Origin of the sequence: Pedobacter sp. MR22-3 (genome assembly GCF_026240075.1) — a bacterium.
Lineage (GTDB): Bacteria > Bacteroidota > Bacteroidia > Sphingobacteriales > Sphingobacteriaceae > Pedobacter.
Genome location: NZ_JAPIVF010000006.1, coordinates 142,786 through 165,547 on the forward strand (window position 1 = coordinate 142,786; position 22,762 = coordinate 165,547).

20 protein-coding genes are annotated in these 22,762 nt (G+C 37.5%); 6 read left to right on the forward strand and 14 right to left on the reverse strand.

What is annotated here, in order from left to right; all coding sequences use genetic code 11:
* Positions 1-12: 12 nt before the first annotated feature.
* Together OQ267_RS15825 and OQ267_RS15830 are read left to right on the forward strand one after the other, a co-directional pair.
* Positions 13-1,437, forward strand: a complete 1,425-nt coding sequence (locus tag OQ267_RS15825; RefSeq protein WP_265836806.1) for an NAD-dependent succinate-semialdehyde dehydrogenase — start codon at positions 13-15, stop codon at positions 1,435-1,437.
* A gap of 6 nt (positions 1,438-1,443) precedes the next feature.
* On the forward strand, positions 1,444-2,373 hold the full coding sequence (locus OQ267_RS15830) for an NADP-dependent oxidoreductase (RefSeq protein ID WP_265836807.1): 930 nt from the start codon (positions 1,444-1,446) through the stop codon (positions 2,371-2,373).
* A gap of 31 nt (positions 2,374-2,404) precedes the next feature.
* Here the strand turns inward: OQ267_RS15830 and OQ267_RS15835 are convergent, their stop codons facing one another.
* The 5 genes from OQ267_RS15835 to OQ267_RS15855 all read right to left on the reverse strand — a co-directional run bounded on the left by OQ267_RS15835 (position 2,405) and on the right by OQ267_RS15855 (position 6,701).
* Positions 2,405-3,328 (reverse strand): cation diffusion facilitator family transporter, encoded by a 924-nt coding sequence (locus tag OQ267_RS15835; RefSeq protein ID WP_265836809.1) that lies wholly within the window; start codon positions 3,326-3,328, stop codon positions 2,405-2,407.
* A gap of 117 nt (positions 3,329-3,445) precedes the next feature.
* Complete coding sequence (mgrA, locus tag OQ267_RS15840) at positions 3,446-4,435, reverse strand: L-glyceraldehyde 3-phosphate reductase (protein WP_265836811.1); 990 nt, start codon at positions 4,433-4,435, stop codon at positions 3,446-3,448.
* A gap of 49 nt (positions 4,436-4,484) precedes the next feature.
* On the reverse strand, positions 4,485-5,147 hold the full coding sequence (locus OQ267_RS15845) for an HAD family hydrolase (RefSeq protein ID WP_416348671.1): 663 nt from the start codon (positions 5,145-5,147) through the stop codon (positions 4,485-4,487).
* 57 nt (positions 5,148-5,204) lie between these two features.
* A complete protein-coding gene (locus tag OQ267_RS15850; protein ID WP_265836813.1) occupies positions 5,205-5,870 on the reverse strand; it encodes a phosphatase PAP2 family protein in 666 nt (221 codons plus the stop codon).
* Between the two features lie 480 nt (positions 5,871-6,350).
* Positions 6,351-6,701: a hypothetical protein gene (locus OQ267_RS15855; RefSeq protein ID WP_265818199.1), complete on the reverse strand. Its 351-nt coding sequence runs from the start codon at positions 6,699-6,701 to the stop codon at positions 6,351-6,353.
* 221 nt (positions 6,702-6,922) lie between these two features.
* Here OQ267_RS15855 and OQ267_RS15860 point away from each other — a divergent pair, with 221 nt between their 5' ends.
* Positions 6,923-7,660, forward strand: coding sequence for a dienelactone hydrolase family protein (locus tag OQ267_RS15860; RefSeq protein ID WP_265836815.1), 738 nt, complete (start codon positions 6,923-6,925; stop codon positions 7,658-7,660).
* A 339-nt stretch (positions 7,661-7,999) separates the two neighbouring features.
* On the opposite strand, the gene OQ267_RS15865 is transcribed toward OQ267_RS15860, so the two are convergent.
* Positions 8,000-8,860 carry a helix-turn-helix domain-containing protein gene (locus OQ267_RS15865; protein ID WP_265836816.1) on the reverse strand — a complete coding sequence of 287 codons (861 nt, stop codon included), beginning with the start codon at positions 8,858-8,860 and terminating at the stop codon, positions 8,000-8,002.
* A gap of 206 nt (positions 8,861-9,066) precedes the next feature.
* On the opposite strand from OQ267_RS15865, the gene hxlB reads away from it, so the two are divergent.
* Together hxlB and hxlA are read left to right on the forward strand one after the other, a co-directional pair.
* Positions 9,067-9,666, forward strand: coding sequence for a 6-phospho-3-hexuloisomerase (gene hxlB / locus OQ267_RS15870; RefSeq protein WP_265836817.1), 600 nt, complete (start codon positions 9,067-9,069; stop codon positions 9,664-9,666).
* A gap of 28 nt (positions 9,667-9,694) precedes the next feature.
* On the forward strand, positions 9,695-10,330 hold the full coding sequence (gene hxlA, locus OQ267_RS15875) for a 3-hexulose-6-phosphate synthase (RefSeq protein WP_265836818.1): 636 nt from the start codon (positions 9,695-9,697) through the stop codon (positions 10,328-10,330).
* A gap of 73 nt (positions 10,331-10,403) precedes the next feature.
* Here hxlA and OQ267_RS15880 read toward each other — a convergent pair whose 3' ends face one another.
* The 4 genes from OQ267_RS15880 to OQ267_RS15895 all read right to left on the reverse strand — a co-directional run bounded on the left by OQ267_RS15880 (position 10,404) and on the right by OQ267_RS15895 (position 14,858).
* Positions 10,404-11,489, reverse strand: a complete 1,086-nt coding sequence (locus OQ267_RS15880) for a fatty acid desaturase family protein (RefSeq protein WP_265836820.1) — start codon at positions 11,487-11,489, stop codon at positions 10,404-10,406.
* Positions 11,490-11,799: 310 nt separating this feature from the next.
* On the reverse strand, positions 11,800-12,783 hold the full coding sequence (locus OQ267_RS15885; protein WP_265836821.1) for a Gfo/Idh/MocA family protein: 984 nt from the start codon (positions 12,781-12,783) through the stop codon (positions 11,800-11,802).
* A gap of 101 nt (positions 12,784-12,884) precedes the next feature.
* Positions 12,885-13,781, reverse strand: coding sequence for a helix-turn-helix domain-containing protein (locus OQ267_RS15890; RefSeq protein WP_265836822.1), 897 nt, complete (start codon positions 13,779-13,781; stop codon positions 12,885-12,887).
* 72 nt (positions 13,782-13,853) lie between these two features.
* Positions 13,854-14,858, reverse strand: a complete 1,005-nt coding sequence (locus tag OQ267_RS15895) for an aldo/keto reductase (RefSeq protein ID WP_265836823.1) — start codon at positions 14,856-14,858, stop codon at positions 13,854-13,856.
* Positions 14,859-15,242: 384 nt separating this feature from the next.
* Here OQ267_RS15895 and OQ267_RS15900 point away from each other — a divergent pair, with 384 nt between their 5' ends.
* The gene (locus tag OQ267_RS15900) at positions 15,243-15,878 is read left to right on the forward strand and encodes a TetR/AcrR family transcriptional regulator (protein WP_265836824.1); all 636 of its coding nucleotides are present in this window, start codon (positions 15,243-15,245) and stop codon (positions 15,876-15,878) included.
* A 187-nt stretch (positions 15,879-16,065) separates the two neighbouring features.
* Here the strand turns inward: OQ267_RS15900 and OQ267_RS15905 are convergent, their stop codons facing one another.
* The 4 genes from OQ267_RS15905 to OQ267_RS15920 all read right to left on the reverse strand — a co-directional run bounded on the left by OQ267_RS15905 (position 16,066) and on the right by OQ267_RS15920 (position 22,756).
* A complete protein-coding gene (locus tag OQ267_RS15905) occupies positions 16,066-18,264 on the reverse strand; it encodes a peptidase domain-containing ABC transporter (protein ID WP_265836825.1) in 2,199 nt (732 codons plus the stop codon).
* A gap of 199 nt (positions 18,265-18,463) precedes the next feature.
* Complete coding sequence (locus OQ267_RS15910; RefSeq protein ID WP_265836827.1) at positions 18,464-19,816, reverse strand: hypothetical protein; 1,353 nt, start codon at positions 19,814-19,816, stop codon at positions 18,464-18,466.
* Between the two features lie 104 nt (positions 19,817-19,920).
* Complete coding sequence (locus tag OQ267_RS15915) at positions 19,921-20,082, reverse strand: hypothetical protein (RefSeq protein ID WP_265836829.1); 162 nt, start codon at positions 20,080-20,082, stop codon at positions 19,921-19,923.
* A gap of 238 nt (positions 20,083-20,320) precedes the next feature.
* Entirely contained in the window at positions 20,321-22,756 is a 2,436-nt protein-coding gene (locus OQ267_RS15920) for an outer membrane beta-barrel protein (RefSeq protein WP_265836830.1), read from the reverse strand.
* Positions 22,757-22,762 lie beyond the last annotated feature (6 nt).

Consider the following 22,762-nt stretch of genomic DNA (forward strand, 5'->3'; position numbering starts at 1 on the left):
AATTTAAGATTCATGAAATCAAATTACAGCACACAAAATTCAGAGATGAAGTGTTCATTTAACATGAGTATTTCATCCATCAACCCCGTTAATGGGCAGGTCATAAAAACATATCAGGAAGATACTCCTGAAATCATCAATAAAAAAATTGAACAGGTTCATGAATCCTGGACTACTTATCGGCAGACAGATTTTGAATACAGGGCAAATTTTTTGCTTAAAATAGCCGGCCTGTTAAAAGAACGGCAGGATGAACTCGCCACGCTGATGGCTTTGGAAATGGGTAAACCATTAAAGGCTGGTTTGGCTGAAGTGCTCAAGTGTGCATCAGTTTGTGAATACTATGCAGCAAATGGTGCCAGCTTTCTGGCCGATCAGCACGTTGAAACCAGTGCCAGTAAAAGCTTCATCAGTTTTCAACCCATTGGAATCGTTTTGGCTGTCATGCCCTGGAATTTTCCTTTCTGGCAGGTTTTCAGGTTTCTGGCCCCGGCCTTGATGGCCGGCAATTGTGGCGTTTTAAAGCATGCTTCAAGTGTAACGGGCTGCGCGTTAGCCATTGAAAAACTGGTGGAAGATGCCGGCTTTCATACCCATGTATTTAAAACTTTAATATGTGGAAGTAAAGCTGTTTCAGGGGTGATTGCCCATCCGCTGGTTAAAGCCGTTACCTTAACCGGAAGTACAGAAGCTGGTCAAAAAGTGGCAGAACAGGCTGGAAGCTTAATCAAAAAAACAGTTCTGGAACTTGGCGGAAGCGATCCTTACCTCGTTCTGGCTGATGCCGATTTAAAAGAAGCCGCAAAAGTTTGTGCCGAAGCCCGTTTAATTAATAATGGCCAAAGCTGTATTGCGGCTAAGCGCTTTATTGTGGTAAAGGAAGTGGAAACTGAATTTACAGCACATTTAAAAGCAGCTATGGCGGCTAAAAAAACTGGTGATCCCCTTCATGAAACAACTGAACTTGGTCCGATGGCAAAAGTGTCGCTCCGGGATGAGCTGCATGAGCAGGTGTTAAAAACCATTGCCCAGGGGGCAACTTGTATCCTGGGTGGTGAAATTCCTGCATCTAAAGGTGATCACGCCTTCTATCAACCTACCATTTTAACCGGTGTAAAAAAAGGAATGCTGGCTTATGACGAGGAAATCTTCGGTCCCGTTGCGGCGGTAATTTCTGCGGAAGATGTGGCCGATGCCGTTCGCATTGCCAATGATACACCCTTTGGCTTAGGGGCTGCTGTTTTTACATCTGATCTTGTGTTGGCCGAAGATATTGCTAAAAACCAGCTACAGGCGGGATCTTGTTTTGTGAATGAAGGTGTAAAATCAGACCCTGCATTGCCTTTCGGAGGGATCAATCAATCCGGGTATGGCCGCGAACTGGGCCTGTTCGGAATTCATGAATTTGTAAATGTTAAAACCGTATATATTAAATAATTGCCTATGAAAGCGATCAGAATCCACGAATTCGGTGGTCCGGATGTATTGTCAATTGATGAAATTCCGGTACCACAGCCGGAAAAAGATGAAGTGTTAATCAGGGTACACGCCACCAGCGTAAATCCTGTCGACTGGAAAATAAGAGAAGGATACCGTAAGGAAAAGTTTCCTTCAAAACTACCTTTAATCCTGGGTTGGGATGTTTCAGGTGTAATTGAAGCTCTTGGAGACAAAGTGGGGCATTTCAGAAAGGGAGATGAGGTTTATGGCCGGCCGGATCCGACAAAAAATGGGGCTTATGCCGAATATATTGTGGTAAAAGCAAATCTGCTGAGTATTAAGCCGATCAGTATTGGCCATACCGAAGCGGCAGCTGTTCCTCTGGCAGGTTTAACCGCCTGGCAGGGTTTATTTGACCACGGACTTTTAAAAGAAGGACAAAAGGTTTTGATTCATGCAGCTGCTGGAGGCGTTGGAACTTATGCCGTGCAGTTTGCGAAGAATAAAGGTGCTTATGTAATTGGAACAGCTTCTGATCAGAACATCGATTTTCTGAAAAGGCTGGGTGCAGATGAAGTGATCGACTATAACATGGAAAGCTTTGAAAATATCCTTCATGATATAGATTTGGTATTGGATACCATCGGTGGTGATACACAACTTAAATCTATTGATGTCTTAAAGCCTGGTGGCCGGCTCATAACTACACTAGCCCCCGAATTTGTAAATGAAGCAAAAGCAAAGAATATTCATTTGAGCAGTTATATGGCCCAATCCATTCCGAAACAACTGGAAGAAATTGCGCAATTAATTGATGCCGGTAAGGTTAAGCCTGTTATTGACCAGGTACTGCCATTTACGGAGGCACGAAAAGCACACCTCAGCAATGAACAGGGGCATACCCGCGGTAAAATCGTACTGCAGGTGATTTAATGTTGAACAGGCCGCATTTATAAATTGCCGATTAAGCAATTTCTTCAGTGGTGATGTTTACCGATTGAGGCTGAATAATGACGAATTTAACAAGTTCATATTCAGCCTTAATTCTTTCCCTTATTCTATCTATTGCCCCGGTTAATTCTTCAGTATCCAGTTCAGGCCTGAAAGTTAAAACCAATACGAGTAAAACTTCCTTTGGAGACTGATAAGTAGACAAAATACTTTTTACTGCCATAACATCAGGATCACTTTCCGTTAAATCTTTTAGTTTTTGCTGAGTTTCCGGACTTAATCCTTCACCCATTAATAAACTTCTGCTTTCCCTGGCTAAAATAAAGGAGACAAAGATCAGTAGAAGGCCAACTAAAACAGATGCCAGGCCATCTAAAAAAGGCATGTTGAGGTGATGGCTTAATACCATCATCACAAAAACAATCAACAGTCCCAATACAGCTGCACCATCTTCAAAAAGTACCAGAAATCCGGAAGGATCTTTACTTTTGATGATGGCTTTCCACCAGGGCAAACCTTTACGGGTTTGGTTAAATTCTTTAATGGCAACGAGAAGTGAGGCACCCTCAAATACAAATGATAGGGCCAGGACAGCATAATTCCAGCCGGGATTAACAAGCGTTTCCGGATAGCGGATATGGGTAATGCCCTGCGAAACTGATAATACACCTCCCAGGCCAAAAATCATGATGGAGACGATAAAGGACCAGAAATAGAGTTCTTTTCCGTAGCCAAAGGGCCGGTACTGATCTGCTGGCTTTATACTGCGCTTTAAACCGTAGAGCAGCAGCAGCTGATTGCTGGTATCAACCGTGGAGTGAATGCCTTCCGCAATCATAGAAGAACTATTGGTAAATGCGCCTGCAATAAATTTGGTAACGGCAATTAATAAGTTGGCTGCAAGTGCACTGTATATCGATTTGTTGGCTTTGGCCATAGTCAGAATTTGTAAATGATATACCTTTAACCAAATCCGCCGTTTTTAGTTTGCTCAGGCAATAATAAACACCAGGATCATCATAAACTAACATGAACCTGGTTTATTTTTGAAATCTTAAGGCAGCAGTTGATCAATAAGATTAAGCTCTTCAGCACTGAAACGCGTAAAGTCTAAAGCCGGGAGTGCATCTGTAATCTGTTCAGGCTTGCTGGCGCCGATTAAAACAGAGGTAATCCGCTGGTCTTTTAAAATCCATGAAAGTGCCATTTGCGATAATTTTTGTCCGCGTGAACGGGCAACTTCATTCAGCTTGCTGATCACTTCAATTTTTTCTGGCGTGATCTGACTTTCCTTTAAAAATATACCACTGGTAGCCACCCTTGAGTCTGCAGGGATTCCATGCAGGTATTTATCCGTGAGTAAACCCTGTGCCAGGGGAGAAAATGGAATGCAACCTACACTGTTTTCTTCCAGCACATCCAGTAAACCACCTTCTACCCACCGTTCAAACATCGAATATTTTGGCTGATGGATTAAGCAGGGCGTACCATTTTCTTTCAGTATTTTGATGGCTTTCTCTGCTTCATGTGCCTTGTAATTGGAAATTCCTACATATAATGCTTTTCCCTGCTGCACCATTAAGCTCAGGGTATCCATCGTTTCTTCAAGTGGTGTCTCCGGATCAGGTCGATGGTGATAAAAGATATCTACATAATCCAGTTTCATGCGTTTCAAACTTTGATCCAGGCTGGAAACCAGATACTTTTTTGAGCCCCAATCGCCGTAAGGACCATCCCACATGGTGTAACCAGCCTTGCTCGAGATGATCATTTCATCGCGGTAACCCTGAAAGTTTTCCTGCAGTATTTTTCCGAAAACTTCTTCGGCAGAACCAGGGGGCGGACCATAATTGTTGGCAAGGTCGAAATGGGTGATGCCATGATTGAAAGCTGTAAAGATCAGGTTTCGGCTGTTTTCAAAATCGTTAACATGCCCGAAATTATGCCAGAGCCCAAGTGATATGGCCGGTAATTTTAAACCGCTATGGCCACAGCGGTTATATTTCATTTTGTTATACCGGTCGGGAGAGATGCTATGGTTCATGTAATAGAGTGGTTGATGTATTTAAGTATGGATTGATAAACCACCGGGATTAAAATAACTGATTTAATGCAGGATCATGATAATCCTCAATAAATGCAATGATATTCTGGTAGGCCGAAAACTCTTTTGCACCATGCATGGTGGTTAAGGCGATGCACTTCATTCCTGCATGTTGTGCCGCTTCAACACCTTTAGGAGCATCCTCAAAAACAATACAGTTTTCGGGCAGAACGCCCAGTATGTTTGCGCCCTTGCTAAAGGTTTCAGGATCTGGTTTGCTGTTTTTTACATCTTCTGCACTTACGATGGCATCAAAGTAAGTGCGAACATTTAAGTTATCCAGTACGAAATTGATGTTAAATGGAATAGCCGCCGAACCAATCGCCATGGCAATGCCCGATTGTTTTGCACGATCCAGAAAAGCATTTAAGCCGGGAATTAAGGTCAGGTGTTCTTTGTATGCCGCCTGATAACGGCGCTCTTTTTCAATGGAGATCTGATCTATCTGTTCCTGAGAAAAATGTCCAACGCCAAAAACCCGTTCCAGCAGGTCCTGGTTTTTTCCGTACATCTGTTTTTTTACGGCTGCAAAACTAATGTTTGCACCTAAATCATTGGTCAGAATATCGTGCCAGGCATGGTTATGATAGGCCATGTCGTCAATCATTGTCCCATTTAAATCAAATAGAAATGCTTTAGGTTTTGTATCCATCATAAACACAAAAATATCAGATTTTTTTACAATAGGTTATCTTCTTTATCTGTTTTGTTAAACCTTCTCCACAGGTTTATTCCGGAAATAGAAATAGCATAAAGGGAATAAGCAGATGATTCCCAGTAAAAAGCCGCCGATGGTATCAGTGAACCAATGTGCACCAAGATAAATTCTGGAAGGTGCAATCATCAGTACCAGAAACGCAGAAATACCTGTAATGAAGTTTCTGGTAACTAGAGGGATTTGCTTTAATGTTCGCATTAAAATAATCAGAAATCCAAAAAACAATACATAAGAAAGTACATGGCCACTGGGATAACTCTGAAACCGGTTCACTTCAACCAGCCTGACATAAAAAGTTGTTGGACGTGGGCGGTTAACTAAATTTTTCACCCCGAGAATAATCAGGCCGGAAAATAACACCATGGCAATGTAAAAGGCCTCACGCCTGAACTTCTGCCAGTAAAATATCCCGGCAACCAGCAGTACAGAGAGCAGGGAATAGGGAAGTTCGCCGAAGAAACTAATGGCCAGCATCAGCTGATCCATCCAGCCCGACTGCAATTTTTGAATAAGTAAAGAAACTTTAATATCAAAAGGAAGAATGGGATGCTCCGCAATAAATACGCTTAATGTTGAAAACATCAGGATCAGGAGAACGAGTATGGATAAAAGAATGGTAGGTTTAAACCTCATTTGCTGCTGTTGTTGAATTTTCAAAACTATCAAATTATCACATAGGTCTGTAATTTTTCATCAATAATTTAGTGAACCATTTTCTTTAAATGGATATACCCGAGTGATGAGGCATTGAATACCCTATTAAGATATAAACTGTTATCCTTAGGATTGATCCTGCCATTATTGCTTTATATCCTGCAATAAGGTGTGTTCATATAATATGTATGAGAATCATCATTGGATTTTTAATCTTTACAGTTCAAAGCGCAAATTTTTCATTATATCATTCGTCTTTTCTTTTAGCTAATGCATCAGGCATCAGTGCTAATCAAATTTATATATTAAGTTCGCTCTGCCGAATAGTTCTTCCTTTTCAATGGGAAGGTACTATTCGGCTATTTTAGCAGGAAAAGAAAATTTATAAATAAGTGATAGTCTGGTTGATAATTTCTTATGAATAATGCCGCGTTAAACAGAAGTACAGATAAATAGGCATGCTGCCCTCTGATTTAAGGCAGATTATTTGATGACAATTTGTTTAGGATCTGTTACTACAATTTGTGGTTTACCTTTAAATTCGCTAACGATGCCGGTAATGCAAACATTATTCCCTAAATACATGCTGGCTGGTTCGGAGGTAAATTTACTTTCGTCGGCTTTGTTAATCACCACCGTAATGAATTCTTTTGGAAAGGCACCACCAAGATTAATCAGGGTTAATTTATCCAGTGTTTTGGTGGTATAAACAGAATCGCAAATGGTAACGGTTTTTCCGATATATTGGCCCACATCTTTAGCCAGAATTAAAGTCTGACTTTTTGCAAAATAAAACAAGAACATCATTGCCGTTAAAAGCATGTACTTTTTCATAGGATGTGATTTACAAAACCAATCGGGATGATTAGGGTTGAGCAGCACAAATATAGTCAACAGGGTTTGCAAAAAAAGAGTTTACTTTGTAACGCTTCAGATATAATGTTGCCGTAAACTAAAATAATATAAATCAGTGATGTAGCATCATTTATGTAACAATTCATACATTCATTTGTATCTTTTAAAAATCTATTCAAACCCATATCAAATAATAACAGATGAACAAATTATTTCTAAGCATTTTTCTGCTATCTGCCGGAATCGCAAATGCACAATTAAAAACAGTTGAATATGCTGATGGCAGTCAGAAACTCCATGGAATGGTTACCGCCAATACCGGTAAAAAATTGCCTGGTGTATTAATCCTCCCTGCCTGGAAAGGAATAGACGAAGAAGCAAAAACAGCAGCTTTGGAATTACAGCAGCAAGGTTATATGGCCTTTATAGCCGATATTTATGGCGAAGGTAATATACCTAAAGACAATGCCGCTGCCGCACAACTTTCCGGCAAGTATAAGCAGGATTATCAGGCGTATCAGAAACGTATTTCCCTGGCGCTGGAAGAATTAAAAAAAGCCGGTGCACAGGCAGATAAACTGGCCGTAATCGGGTATTGCTTTGGTGGAGCAGGTGCGCTGGAAACTGCCCGTGCTGGTTTCCCGGTAGTGGGAGTGGTATCCATTCATGGAAGTTTGGGCAAAGCAGCCGATCGAAAAAATGGGGCTTTAACTGCAAAAATGTTAATTGAAAACCCGGCTGATGACCAAAGTGTAACGCCAGAAAATATGAGTAATTTGATAAAAGAAATGAATGATGGCAAAGCCGATTGGCAGATAATTACCTATGCCAATAGCAAACATACCTTTACCGATCCGAAATCTGCAGATTATAATGCAGTTATGGCTAAAAGGGCATGGAACCATACCCTGATGTTTTTAGGTGAATTACTTAAATAAATACTCCTTTGCTGTTTATGTCTTTGAAATGTCATCAGAAAGTTTTAGCTTGGATTTCCTAAACTTTTAAACCTATGGATGACAGAACCAATTTAATCATGGGAGTATTTTTGATACTCAGCTCACTGGGCGTATTTATTGAGATTTTCAGAGCAAAAAAAGCCGATAGGCGTTATTGAAAAAATAAAAAACGGCTGAATCATAAACTGAAATGTCATCCTGAGCTTGTCGAAAAACCTTAAATAGATTTTACAAGTCCTTCGACAGGCTCAACATGAAAATCTTAATTATTCATGATGAAGCCCTCTTTTTATGCAGCTGTATTTTAAAGGACTGATCTTATATCAAGGTATTAAATTTCGATTCAATGTGTGCCCTTGCTTTTTTCTGAAATTCATCAGGTGTTTCACCAGTCTGCTTTTTAAAGAAACGACTAAAATAAGGGCGGTCGGAGAAACCTAAATCATAGGCTATTTCCTTGATGGTTACTTCACTATGGATCATTCTTCTTTTGGCTTCCAGAATAATCCTGTCGTGAATGATTTGGGTACCGGTTTTATCTAACTTGTCTTTCAAAATCTGGTTTAACCGCTTGGAGCTGATGCCCAGTTTTCCGGCATAAAAATCTATATTGGTAACCGTTAAGAAATTACTTTCCAGCAGCATTAAAAACTCATAAACCCTTTTCTGATGAACATCATGGCTGGTAAATTCATGCTCTTTTACACTGATCAGTTTAAGGAGGAAAACTTTAAGTAAAGCTTTAAGCATCATGAAATGATTTCCTTCACGGCTATATTCTTCTTCCATAATTTGATAGATGGCACCCAATTCCTTTGAAGATGCAGCATCTAACCTTAAACAGGAAAACTCCCCCTGAACATTAAAAATCCTGAAAAGATCCAATAGAAAATCTTTGTCTTCTTCCTCCAGCATGGATCTTTTAAATGAAATCAGCTCACCATTTTTTCCGGCCTTGTTCAATTGGTGTACCCTGTAAGGCGGAATCAGGTAAATCCAATCGCCTTTAATGTTAAAGGTGGTATCAGACATGCTGTGCAGCGGATCTTCATTTTTTAACCAGACCACTTCGAAAAAATCTTTCCGGCCCGGATCGTTCAGGTAACTGGGTGGACAATTATTCAGGTTTCGGATATACAGCAATGATTTTTCGAGCGGAGTAGGTACAGCAATATTCATATGTGCAAAGATAAGTGCTTACGATTTATGGCCTTGGATAATCGACGCATAAAGGTGGACTATTCGGAAACACAGTCTTTTTTATGTGAAAAGCATGACTATTCAGGTCTGATCTTAGCTGATTGTCCTACATTATGTGCCAATTGTATAACAGGCTGGCGCAGCACTTCGTCTACCTTTGATGCATTGAACAGGATCAAAGAGACATGCAAAACGAAACAGAAGAATTAGCAGACAATCAGCAACTGGTTTGGGATCTACAAATGAATTTAGAACTGGTATTGAATGAAAATTTAAAGCTGGTTAAAGATATAGACCTGGAAAGCCTGGTTCCGCTGATCGGTTATATCCAGCAATCGCCGCGTATTTTTATAGTGTCAGCCGGAAGGTCAGGGTTTGCCATGCGCGCAGCTGCTATGCGACTAATGCATTTAGGCTTGCAGGTGTATATAGTAGGTGATACCACTACCCCAGCCATTAATCAGGAAGATCTGCTCATTGCAGCTTCCGGATCAGGCACCACAAGCGGCATTGTCAGGGCAGCGGAGAAGGCCGTTTCGATAGGGGCAAAGCTGGTTACTTTAACTGCAGATCCGAATGCCGCACTTGCTAAACTGGCTGATCATGTCGTTTATATTCCTGCTGCAGGAAAGGAAGAACATGGCAGCGGGAAGTCAGCTCAATATGCAGGCAGTTTATTTGAACAGTTTTTAATGCTTTTACTGGATGCAGTATTCCAGTCTTTATGGAAACTCGACGGTACGCCGGCAGCAGCATTATATCAAAGGCATGCCAATCTTGAATAACAATTAAATTATATAAATACAAAACATCATGGCAAAATTACAAGTAGCAATAGATTTGTTAACTACTGAAGAGGCGTTGGCTTTGGCCGCAAAAGTGGCTCCTTATGTAGATATTATTGAGTTAGGTACACCATTAATCAAAAATGTGGGATCATCGGTTATTACCGCAATGAAAAACGCACATCCTGATAAATTGGTTTTTGCAGATTTAAAAACGGCTGATGCAGGAGAACTGGAAGCAGATATCGCATTTAAAGCAGGCGCGGATTTGGTTACTGTAATGGGGGCTGCCGGAAACGCGACCATTATCGGTGCCGTTAAAGCGGCTAAAGCGCATGGTAAAGGCGTAGTGGTTGATACCATTGGTTATTCTGACCGTGTACAAAGGGCACAGGAAGTGACAGAACTGGGCGTTAAATTCGTAGAGTTACATGCTGGCTTAGATGAGCAATGGACAGCTGGTTATTCTATTCAGGTGTTGATTGATGAGGCTGCCAGAGTGGGTGTGCCGGTATCAATTGCTGGAGGTGTAAATATCGATAATGTGGCAGCGGTTGTTAAATCGGGTGTAGAAGTTGTTGTAGCTGGTGCAGCCATTTATGGTGCTGAAGACCCTGCCGCTGCAGCGAAAGCTTTGCGTGAAGCTATGGAAGCAGCAGTTTAACCTTCCCTTATTTAGAAAAAAGTGGAGCCTTTGTAAGATGGTTCCACTTTTTTATTTCCACTATCCCATAAAATTATACCACAGCGGGCCGGCCTAATTTCTTTAAAAGACGGAAATGTGAGCGCATTGCTGAAGAAAAAGTATGGTTCTCATGATAAGGAATACCATATTCTAATGCCGTTTGTTTCACAATCACCGCGATCCGGCCATAATGCACATGACAGATTTTAGGGAAAAGATGGTGTTCAATCTGCCTGTTTAATCCACCAAGAAAAAATGCAGCCATTGGAGATTGGGTGGCAAAGTTTGCCGTGGTCCGCATTTGGTGTTCTGCCCAGGCTTCTTCCATATCACCGTTTGCATTCGGTTGCGGAAAGGCCGTTCCTTCCACTACATGTGCCAGCTGAAACACCAGTCCCATGGTAATGCCTTGCGCCAGATGCAATAAAATAAAACCTATCAACACCTGCCACCAGTGCAGATTCATAACCAGTATTGGCACAATTATGAAAAGCGCATAATATAAGAATTTGAAGAAAAACAGGTTAAAGTATTCTATCCCGGGATGAATGTTCTGCCTTGCGCCAATGTTTTTTTGAAAAAATTTCTTGTAATCTTTCCGCAATACCCATGAAAGAGATGCCAATCCATAGAGTGGAAAGGCATACCATTGCTGATAACGCTGATGTGGTTCCAGCTTATCCTCATGGCTGATTCGAATCAATCCTGGTGCAATTTCAATATCTTCATCATGCCCCGGAATATTGGTATAGGTATGATGAACAATATTATGGGTGATGTTCCAGACATACGGACTGGCACCAACCAGATGAAATAGCAGGCTTAATATTTTATTGGTTTGTTTACTGGCTGAAAATGAACCATGAATGGCATCATGACAAATATTAAAACCGATAAATGCACAAATTACACCAAGTGTTAAGGTGAACAAGGTGAGTATTAGTCCGTTTAGATGGGCAAAAATGATGGTGAGGTAAAGAATGGTAAATAAGCTCAGAAAAACAAATGTTTTAAACCACATGAGTCCATTGGCATGTATACTTAAATTTTTGGAAGCAAAATCGAAATTTACCCTCTGCCTTAATGTTGCATAAAAATGGGCGCCTGTTGCCGCCGGGAACTTTGTTTTTGTCTTCATGTCTCTTCTTAATCCACCCGCTGTACAGGGTCGATATTTCCGAGTTCATCAAGCTATTTAACTGCAAATCATTTAAGCAGTCATGGTATGAACGTAATATGTGATGATAAGTTTTATAATATGATTTTATTTTATCAAATAATCCGTTTGCCCGTCATTTTTAAAATGAGAAAGCCCCATATTTCTATGAGGCTGAATTATTTTGCTTTAAAGACATCCATCGTGTAAAGCATAAACCAAACAAACTACATAATAGACAACTCAGAATTAAAATTGTTTTTAACTTTTTTAAAAAAAAATAAAAAAACTTTTATTCATGTTTTTGATGCGTAAATCCGTCCAGTAATTTCATGGTTTTAAGTGCCTCTTCGCCGCTGCAAGGGTTTTCTGCTTCATTCAGGAAATAGGCCACCACCTTTTCAATCATGGGTTGCTCCACATGCGCCAATGGGAGAAAATCCAATTTTTCATCATCGCCATTTATGGTTACCTTAATTTGATGGCCAAACATAGGGAAACTAATTTTTCCCCTGGTCCCAAAAATCACACAACTATCCGCTTGTTGTGCTTCAGCTACCGTAAAGCACCAGGTGCCGTTAAATACCACACCGTTTTCAAATAAAATATGCCCGGTAACCAGATCATCCACCTGTTGGTTGCCAGATTGATTGACAGCAATCCCGTGATAGCTTTTTATACTTCCGAAGTAATACAACATTAAATCCAGCTGATGCGGAGCCAGATCATGAAAAAGTCCACCACCTGATATTTCCGGATTTGTTCTCCAATTTGATTCTGCAGTGGCAATGAGATCATTTTTTTGTGGTTGCAGCATTTTTAAATCAACGAAGCGGATGTCGCCAATTATCTTTTCCTCAATCAAAGATTTTATTTTCAGGAATAAGGGTTGGGCCCTCCGGTAATGCGCGACAGAAAGTTTAACATTATATTGATGCGCAGCGGAAACCATTCTTTTTGCCGCTTCACTGTTTAAGGCCATTGGTTTTTCTACATACACCGGTTTTCCTGCAGCGAGGGCTTTGATGGTCAATTCTTCATGCTGCAGGGGAGGAGTGGCAATATAAACGGCATTTACTTCAGGGTCATGAATTAACTCGTCCACGTCGCTATACCATTTTGATACTTGATGCCGCCTGGCATAATCTTCAGCTTTAGCCGCGTCTCTCCGCATGACCGCTACCAGCGAAGAATTGGGTGCTTTGTTGAAAGCCGGTCCGCTTTTTACCTCTGTTACATCTCCACAACCAATAATTCCCCATTTAATCTCCGTCATATACCCTCAATTTAATTTGGCGGGTAAGTTAAGGATAGTGATTTAAGATGGAAAGACTGATGTAGATTTTATTTTAGAGAAATAGTAAGCTTTTTGTTGTTTTAAATTAATGTATTTCTAAAAGCAAGCGGAGAAAGATTTGTTTTCTTCTTAAATAAGGTGCTGAAAGATTGTGCGTGCTCAAAACCGAGTGCGTAAGCAATTTCATTAACAGACAAGGTTGTTGTAGAAAGTTTTTCTTTCGCTTTCGCAATTAATTTTTCATGAATATGTTGCTGCGTATTTTGCCCGGTATGAACACGCAATAAATCGCTCAAATAATTAGGCGATAAATTCAGCTTGTCGGCCAGGTAATGTACTGTAAGCAAGCCCAAACTTGCCGTATGGTTGGCATTAAAATACTCATCAATAACCTGTTCAAATTTAATCAGTAATTGATGGTTATTGTTTTTTCGGGTGATAAACTGTCTTTCGTAGAAGCGGTTGGAATAATTCAGCAGCAATTCTATTTGCGATAAAATAATTTCCTGCGTATGCCTGTCAATATGCAGGCACTCTTTATTGATTTTGTTCAGGATAGTAATCAGGTCATCTTCCTCTTCTGCGGAAAGGTGCAATGCTTCATTCACAGCATAAGAAAAAAAGCCATAATTATTAATTGCATTCGCCAGGTCGTGTTTCAGTAGAAAATCCGGATGAAAGATGAGCAGGTAGCCAGAACCACATTCCATGTTTTGCAAATCAAGAGATTGCACCTGATTGGGTGCGGTAAAGCTCAGTACGCCTTTATCATAATCGTAATGCTGCTGGCCATATTTGATTTTTCCTGTAGCCTCACGTTTCAGTGCGACGCAATAAAAGCGGTTCACAAATCCTTTCCATACCTCATCTGCTATAAAAATGCTTTCTGCCAGATTGATCACACTTACAAAAGGATGATGTGGCTCAGGGAGAGATAATAAGCGATGAAATGCTGATATGGATGAAATAGTGTTCATGATGATGCTAATTTATAGATAATAAAATTGAAAAAGCACAACTCCGGTTTATTCTGAAGTTGTGCCTGTAGGTTAGTCGATTAGCCCCATGCTGAATTCATCATAGGCATCGCCTGTATCGGTACCCAGCGGAATGATGCTTTCCAGTTTTGAGACATCACTTTCGCTAAGCAGAATAGCTGCCGCTGCAATATTTTGTGCTAAATATTTTCTCCTTTTAGTACCCGGAATAGGGATAATCCCTTTATTCATCATCCACGCCAGTCCGAGTTGTGTTGCCGTAATATTTTTATCTGCGGCCATGGCTTCAATGGCATCAACCAGTTCGATATTTTTGTGGAAATATGCTTCCTGAAAACGTGGAATCGATCTCCTGAAATCATTGGCAGGTAAATCATTAATGGTACGAATCTGACCGGATAGAAATCCCCGCCCGAGCGGTGAATAGGCTACAAAACTGATTCCGAGTTCTTCCAGTGTTTGCAAAATCCCTCTTTTTTCTACAGTGCGTTCAAACAGGGAGTATTCACTTTGTACTGCGGCAATTGGATGTACGGTGTGTGCCCTTTTAATGGTTTCCGAAGAAACTTCTGACAAACCAATATGGCCAATTTTCCCTTCTTTTACCAATTCACTCATGGCTTCAACTGTTTCTTCGATAGGGGTATTTTTATCTAAACGATGCAGGTAGTATAAGTCGATATAATCGGTTTTAAGGTTTTTAAGCGACCGCTCTAATGCTTTTTTTACATATTTCTTCTGACCATTAATTGCCCATGTCACTTTATCATTATCATCTATTTCCCAACCAAACTTAGTGGCAATGATGTAATCATTTCGATGCCCATCTATCGCTCTTGCAATGAGCTGTTCATTTTTTAACGGGCCATATAAATCTGCAGTATCCAGAAAGTTAACGCCTAATTCTTTTGATTGATGTATGGTAGCAATAGCCTCCTTTTCATCTGCCTTGCCATACATATCAGCTTCTTCAAATCCTGTCATTCCCATACAGCCTAATCCCATTACGGGAACAATCAGGCCTTGATTTCCTAGGTTTATTTTTTTGATTTCCATAGTTACTTATTTTATGGTTCAAAGTTCGGGAAGATGGAACGCGCAGCTGTATGCAAACCCCTGAAAGTTGTGTGCAAATCAATGAAAGTGATTGCGGTGGAGATGAGATTAAATATATTAAAGCATATTAAACTTTCAAAAGCATTTAATTTATTCACACCTGAATACTTTTTATAAAAATAGAATGTTTTTTAATCATAAATCTTCAAGTAGTGATTTTACCAGATCCATAATAACTTAACATTTTTGTTTATTATTGGTATTATTAAAAATACATAATATTTAATTATTGTTATAATTTATCTAATTATTAATTAATTTAGCTTTCAGTTTTCACTGATTATGTATTATTTAAAATACATATTCAATGGAATAGCAGATTTTATGGCGAAAAAAAGATATCAAGGAACATCTAATGATAAAGAGCGCTCAACTCAAAAACTTATTGAAGCTGTTGGAATAATCATTAAATCCAAAGGATATACTGGACTAACTGCCACAAATATTTCAAAAGCTGCAGGTCTTAGTCGCCGTTTGATTACTATTTATTTTGAATCATTAGAAAATCTAATAGAAACTTATTTTAGAAATAAAAACTATTGGGTAGCCGCCTTAGGTTATGTAAATGAAATGATAGAAAAAAATCAAGGTGGAAATACTAGACAATTATTAGATTTTCTATTACAAAATCAATTGGATTGTTTTTATGAGGATGAGGAGATGCAAAAGGTTATATTATGGCACATTAGTCAAAGAAACCAAATCATGCATGAAATTTCTGAAGATAGAGAACGATTTGGTTCATCTTTCTTTAATCTTGCAGATAAAGAGCTATCTGGAAAAGATATTGATTTAAGAGCAGTAACGGGTTTACTGGTTGCGGGGATTTATTATCTGGTATTACATGCTAAATCGAATGATAGTCTTTTCTGCGAAATCGATATAAATAAGCAAGAAGGTATGATTCGAATAAAAAAAGCAATATCTTCAATATTAGAAAAAGTTTATGATGAGGTGTAATAAATAATTTTATCGAAAATAATATTCTATAGTCATTTGAAATAGAGATTTATGATCAATTTTTATGATAAGGAATGAGGCCGCTATTAACACAATTGTGATGATAATGATGATATATCCATGTTTCATGAAAAAATATTTATTAATCTCTAATTCTTTCTGAAGTTGTTCTTCCATTTTGCGCTTATTAATTTCCTAATTCCAGTTGGTTTTTAATTAAGTTGTAATATTCTGCCTTATTATTAACTAGTTTTTGGTGATTGCCTGTTTCCACTATCAGGCCGTTTTTCATTACAATGATTTGATCGGCATTTTTAACAGTACTGAGCCTATGTGCAATGATAACTGCTGTTTTTCCTATTAAAAAAGTATGTAGGTTATCATGTACAATTTTTTCATTTTCAGCATCAAGAGCACTTGTTGCCTCATCAAAAAATAAATAACTGGGATTTTTATATACAGCTCTTGCAATAAGTATTCTTTGTTTTTGCCCTCCGCTGATTCCGCTCCCTGAAGCACCAATTTTAGTTTTTAATCCAAGGGGTAATTCTTTAATAAAATCAGACATATTTGAAATTCTGATTGCTTCTGCAAGTTTATAATTATTAATAATTTCATCTCCTGAAACAATATTTCTTTCAATAGTATCTGCAAAAATATAGCCGTCCTGCATCACAACACCGCATTTACTTCTCCAGCTTACAGGCGATATGTCTTCAAGATCATGATTGCCGATGCATATTTTACCATCAGGTGTGGCGTAAAACTTTAAAAGTAATTTCATTAATGTGGTTTTTCCACTTCCACTTGATCCTACAATGGCAGTCGTCTTACCAAAATGAATTTGAGAATTAAGATTTTTAAGTACGAAAGTAGATGTTGGACTACCATATTGAAAGCTTAAGTTTTTTAAGTAAATATCTTGATCAGCTAAATGTTGGTCATCCAGCAAAACTATTTGATCAGCCTTTTCTTCTTCTTCCTGACGCTGTACATCGTTTAATCTTTCAAGACTAAGTTTTGCTTCTTGAAATGACCGAAAAAATGTGATAAGTTGATTTATAGGAGAATTCATTTGGCCAATGATATAAGATATACTCAGCATCGCCCCTAATGATATGTGCCCCAGTATTACCTCTCGGGCTGCAATATAGGTTACAATTATATTTTTAAACTGATTGATAAAATCAAAACCAACGATCTGTAATTGGTCAGTCTTAAGTATTCTGATATTAATGCCAAATAGTTTTACCTGGATTTTTTCCCATTTATCTCTTTTGTAATTTTCAAGATTATGCAATTTTATTTCCTGAATCCCATTAATGAATTCGTAAATGGAATCTTGATTTTCCGATCGCCTTTGAAAACGATAATAATCTAATATCTTTCTTCTATTTAGAAATATGATAGACCAGCCAACGGCAAGAATACTAAGTAATGAATATGTGATAACAATTTTTACATCATAGTAAGATAAAACAAAGAAAAATACTAAGAAATTAATTAATGAAAAAAGTGTTAGTAAGCTTTGAGAGGTTAAAAAATTCTCAATTCTCACCTGATCCTGGATTCTCTGGTTAAAATCTGATCTCATTTTTGAATCAAAGAAAGAGATGGGTAATTTTAATATTTTTCTCAAAAAGTCAGAGATAATATGAATATTAATCCTCGTGCCTAAATACAGGGCAATCCAATTCCGGACAACATCAATAATAGTTGAGCCAATAAAAAGAAATACTTGTGCTAATAAAAGGATAGATACGATATTTAAACTTTTTGATCCAATACCTTTATCTATGATTGATTGGGTTAGGAAAGGAAAAATTAACGTAATGATGCTGGTTGCGAGTAGTGCAAGCGCCAATTGAAAGATTTGCCATTTAAAGGATTTTAAATGATTATAAAGATATTTAAAATGAAAAATTTCCTGTACAGGTTCTGATTTTTTATAGAAGTCTTTCGTAGGCTTTAGGAACATTGTAATGCCACAGTTATCTGCGCTAATCCAGTGTTTACGAAAGGTAACCTCATCTAATGTAATTTTTCCATGTCCAGGATCTGCAATCTTGAATTTTAAGTTATTTGAGAATAGTGATTTTTTAATTTCATACAATACCACAAAGTGATTTTGATTCCAATGTAAAATACAAGGGAAGTCTTTATCAGCTGCTAAAAGTTCAGGAGTTAACTGAATAATAAACGGATCTAAGCCAATATCTTTTGCGGCATGGGATATTCCAGCAATGCTTACACCTTCCCTGGTAATATATGATTTGTCTCGAAGAAATTGTAAAGTATAGTTTTTACCATAGTATTGTGAAATCATGGAAAGTGCGGCAGGGCCGCAATCCATTTGATCATGTTGAGGTACGAATTTAAATTTCATTACCTTTATTAGATTATGAAGCCGATGTATTATTGTTCATTGTTATCCATATTATATATTTATTTTTATATATAATTATAAATTATGTGAACTCATGTTTTTTATCTGAAATAAATCGTCTGATTTAATCTGCAGCACAATTTAATCAGATAATAGGATGGAAGACAACCCTAAAAAACTCACTAAAATCGTTCAATAGTTAAGCATTAAACTCTATAGCCCTTTTATCGTATAAAAGTCCAAGAATGTATAATCCTGCATCTTCAGGCCATTCTACAGATAGTTTTTCAATAAGTTTAGCTGAATTAATTTCTTCGCCTTTATTGAGTTCGTATATAATATTTTCTATCTCAGGATGATAACGCATTTTTAATTTTGAACCTCTAGCAAATATAATTATTTCTTCGCCGTCTATTGATCTTCTGGAATATATTTTAAACGGCTGTGTTAATTTAATAATTCTGTCTTTTAATAAAATATAATTATCAACATCAAAAAGTTTCTCATCAGATAATGAAGTCGTTCTGGTTTTCCATCCGGAATTACTAAATAATGCAAGCTTATAATCATCATGCAAGACCTTAAAAGCATCATTAAATGATAAATTAAGTATATTTTCATCTACCACTAGAAGGTCTCTTAACTCATCTAGCGTTTCTTGTCCATAAGGATCTTTTACTGGGGTCATGATATCCTTGAGACTATCGTCATTTACCATATACTGTTGAGATAGCGAGGATATAATTTTATCAAAAAGTTTTTTTTTGGGAGGGTTATTAAACCATACGGTTGCGCCAATTGATAAGCCATCAGTTTTACCTAAATGAAATTTATTCCATGGCATAAAGTAGACGTCACCTTTTTCGAAATTGTATAATTCTGCATATGGCAGCAAACTTTCGAAATCTTTATCTTCATTCTTCTTTTTTCCATTTATTTGTTCGTAAACTTCATCACTCCAATTATACATTGTTTTTCCGCCTGGCCCTAAATGAAAATGAATTACATTTTCTCCTGGATTGTCTTTATGGATACCTAAAGGAGTATAACCATAGTTTCCTACAAAAGTATGAACACTTAATCCCACCATTGGAATACCAACAATTTCAAGTAATGGTGAAATCAATTCGATTAATTTTTTAGATAATGGATCAGAAAATTTTTCACATCCATTTATAATCATACCAAAGTTTTGATCTTTAAAGACACGATCAGCATATTGCTCTACATCCTCTAATGGTAAGGGTGGATTATCAAAAATATAATTTAAATAATCATCTTTTACTAGTTTGTCATCGACATAAACGCGATATCCGTATTTATTAGTACGAAGCCTGCAAAGTTCTTGAATTACATGTAAAATTTCTCCTGATAATAAATTTGTATCATCTATGGATATTGCATTCTTAATTACAGCTGTTTGTGTTCTATTATTTGTTACAGATAAAAATTTTTCCCACCAATCATAGCTGACCATTTGGGATATTTCAGGGGTTTTTACGTCTATGTGTTCCATAATATTTGTAATAATTTGGTCAATACTATCAATCATAATTAGTTTAAGAATTTATACCAATTAGAAAGTTAAAAGAAAAAATTAATAAGAGAAAGGAATTAATTTAAAAAGCTGCCTCAGAGTGAGGCAGCTTTTTTGCATTACGGTTCAACAACTGTTACTACTACAACAATTGTTTCTACTACAGTAACAACCTGAACGTCATCAGCGGTTGCAATACCGCCAACTAGTTTTTCTTGCTCTAAAGGTGAAACCACCTTTGCGCCTAAGAAATCCTTAGGGTCAAAATTTTTACTTTCCATTAGTTTGAGATTTAATATTAGACCCCGACAAACATGCACCCTTGTCAGCTAGATGTTTTGTTAGATTATAGAGTTACAAATCATACTCTTAAATAAGAAAAAAATTGGTTGATATTTTTTTCATAAACAATTTTAATAAATAAATATTATAATTCAAAATAATTTTCCCGTTTGTGGGAAAATTATTTATTATAAATTATTTATTATTTAAGATTCTGATTTACAGTATTTAATAGTCTTAGTTTTTAACTCTTCCCTGTTCGCTGTTTGTACTATTACTATCATACTTACGCTGACCGGAAATTGATTTGCCAAAGCGATAACTTAAAGTAAGTATTGCTGTTCTGGTATCTAATACATTGCGGTAGTTTGCCTGTGTTTGAAGAAGATTATTAATGGTTCCGCTATTTACATAAGAATGAAAGACATCATTCATTACCAGTTTTACACTTGTACTTGCTGATATTTTTTTAGAGATGGCTGCATTTACTCTTTTTTGATCACCGGCTACAAACTGTGCATTGGTTACCTTACTTTGGTAATAACCATCAATCTGAAAAATCCAATTGCCTTTTATTTTAAACTGAAACTGTGGTTTAATATAATAAAAGGTACCTTTTGTATCAATATAGCCGGTATAGAATGAACCTGTGGTGTGAATATTTGAAACCTGTCCATACAGATTAACATTAAACCAGGGCAGGAGGTCGAAATTGCCATTAACAGAAAGAGATTTGAACACAGATTGCCCAATATTGCCTGGCCGACTGTAATAGATTCCATCCAGAATTTCAATGGTTTCATTTACCTGGTCTAAGGTTTTACTGTAACTTAGGGTAGTAGTCAGTTTGCTTTTATACGTATGAGAAAGTTCCAGGCTATTTGAATAGGATGGATTTAAAAAAGGATTGCCTGTATAATAGGTGAATTTATCAATTGGAGAAATAAAAGGATTTAAGTCCTGGTAGTAAGGCCGGTCAATTCTTCTCCCATAATTCATTCCAATGAGGTTGTTACCTGTGGTATCCAATTTATATTGTAGGTATAAAGTCGGAAATAGCCCGGTATAATTTCTATTGAAAGTGGAGTCGCTTTTTTGAATATTACCCAATTGATGACCTTTGGAAAATGTACTTTCCATTCTTAACCCGGCTTGTACCGTTAACCGTTTAAATTCTTTATTGGCGCTGATATAAACAGCGTTAATATTTTCCCGGTAATTGAAGTGATTTGTTTTGCTATAATCAGGTATTTTCACACCCGTAACGGTATAAAAATAGTTTGCCTCGTTATCTGTTAAGGTAATATTTGATTTTGCTCCCATAGAAAGTTTAATGCCATTTTTAAAAGGATGGCTATAATCTGCCTTAGCCGCATAAATTTTAATATTCGTTGGTAAATCGCCAGTTAATAATTCATGATTTGTCAGCATTCCATCTCTTAAATAACTATTATTCAGGAACGATTGCTGACTTCCCATATCATAGTTGAGATAATCTACATCTATGGTTAATTCGCGGCCTGATTGATTATACTGATGGCGGTAATTCAGGTTTATATTGTTGTTTTTAAAAGATTCATCCTGATGGTTGTTGGCCACAATGGTTGAATCCAATTGATTTGCTTCATTTAAGAACCTGCTGTTCACCATCGATTTTTGATTAGCAGGGTGTGATATTGCAGTCCAGCCGATACCGATCGTGGTCTTGTCAGATACATAATAGTCCAGGCCCAGCCTTGAAGTAAAACTGTTTCCGGTATAACGTGTAAAAGAATTCTGCAAAAAATTAGCCGTTGTTTCGCCCATCGCATTTTGAAAATGCCGGTTAATATCCAGATCGCTGTAGCTATTGGTTGTAATGTAACTCAGATTTTCTGAAATATTAATTTTATTATTCCTGTAATTCACATTTAAGCTATTATTTGTTCTGGCATAATTCCCCTGGATATACCCTAAATTTATGCCCCCGTTAATGCCAACAATTTTAGTTTTCTTGGTGCGTATATTAATTACACCACCGTTACCGGCTGCATCATATCTGGAAGAGGGATTTGTCATCAGTTCTATCTGATTTAAAGAAGCAGAAGGCAATGACCTGAGGTAATTCTCAAGGTCCTGACCCGAAAGATAGGTCGGTTTGTCATCAATGAAGATTGTTGTTGCCTTACCTTTGAGTGTAATACTACCATTTTGGCCAATTATAACCCCTGGCGATTTTTCCAATACTTCAAGTGCAGTGCCACCGCTTGCAGTAAGCATGGCATCAACATTAACAACAGTTTTATCAATCTTTTGCTCAACCAAAGGTTTGCTTGCCGTAATCTTTACTTCGTTTAATGCTAAAACAGATGGTTGTAATACGATATTTGCTGCTTTTGTTGCGCTATCCACATTAAAATTCCTATAAACACTTTCGTATCCGATTGAAGTAGCCACAACCTTATACATGCCTCTTTTTACAGTATTAAAAGCATAATTCCCATTGATATCCGTTACGGCCGATAAAATAAGGGAAGTATCTGCAACATTCTTCATTGATATATTGGCGCCGTTTATAGGCTGATTCATCTGATTTAATACCTTGCCACTAACAGAAAGTTCATTTTGGGCATATGTTGAAACTGTAATTAACATCAGTAAAACGATCAGCGTGTTTGCCATTCTCGATTTCATATCAGG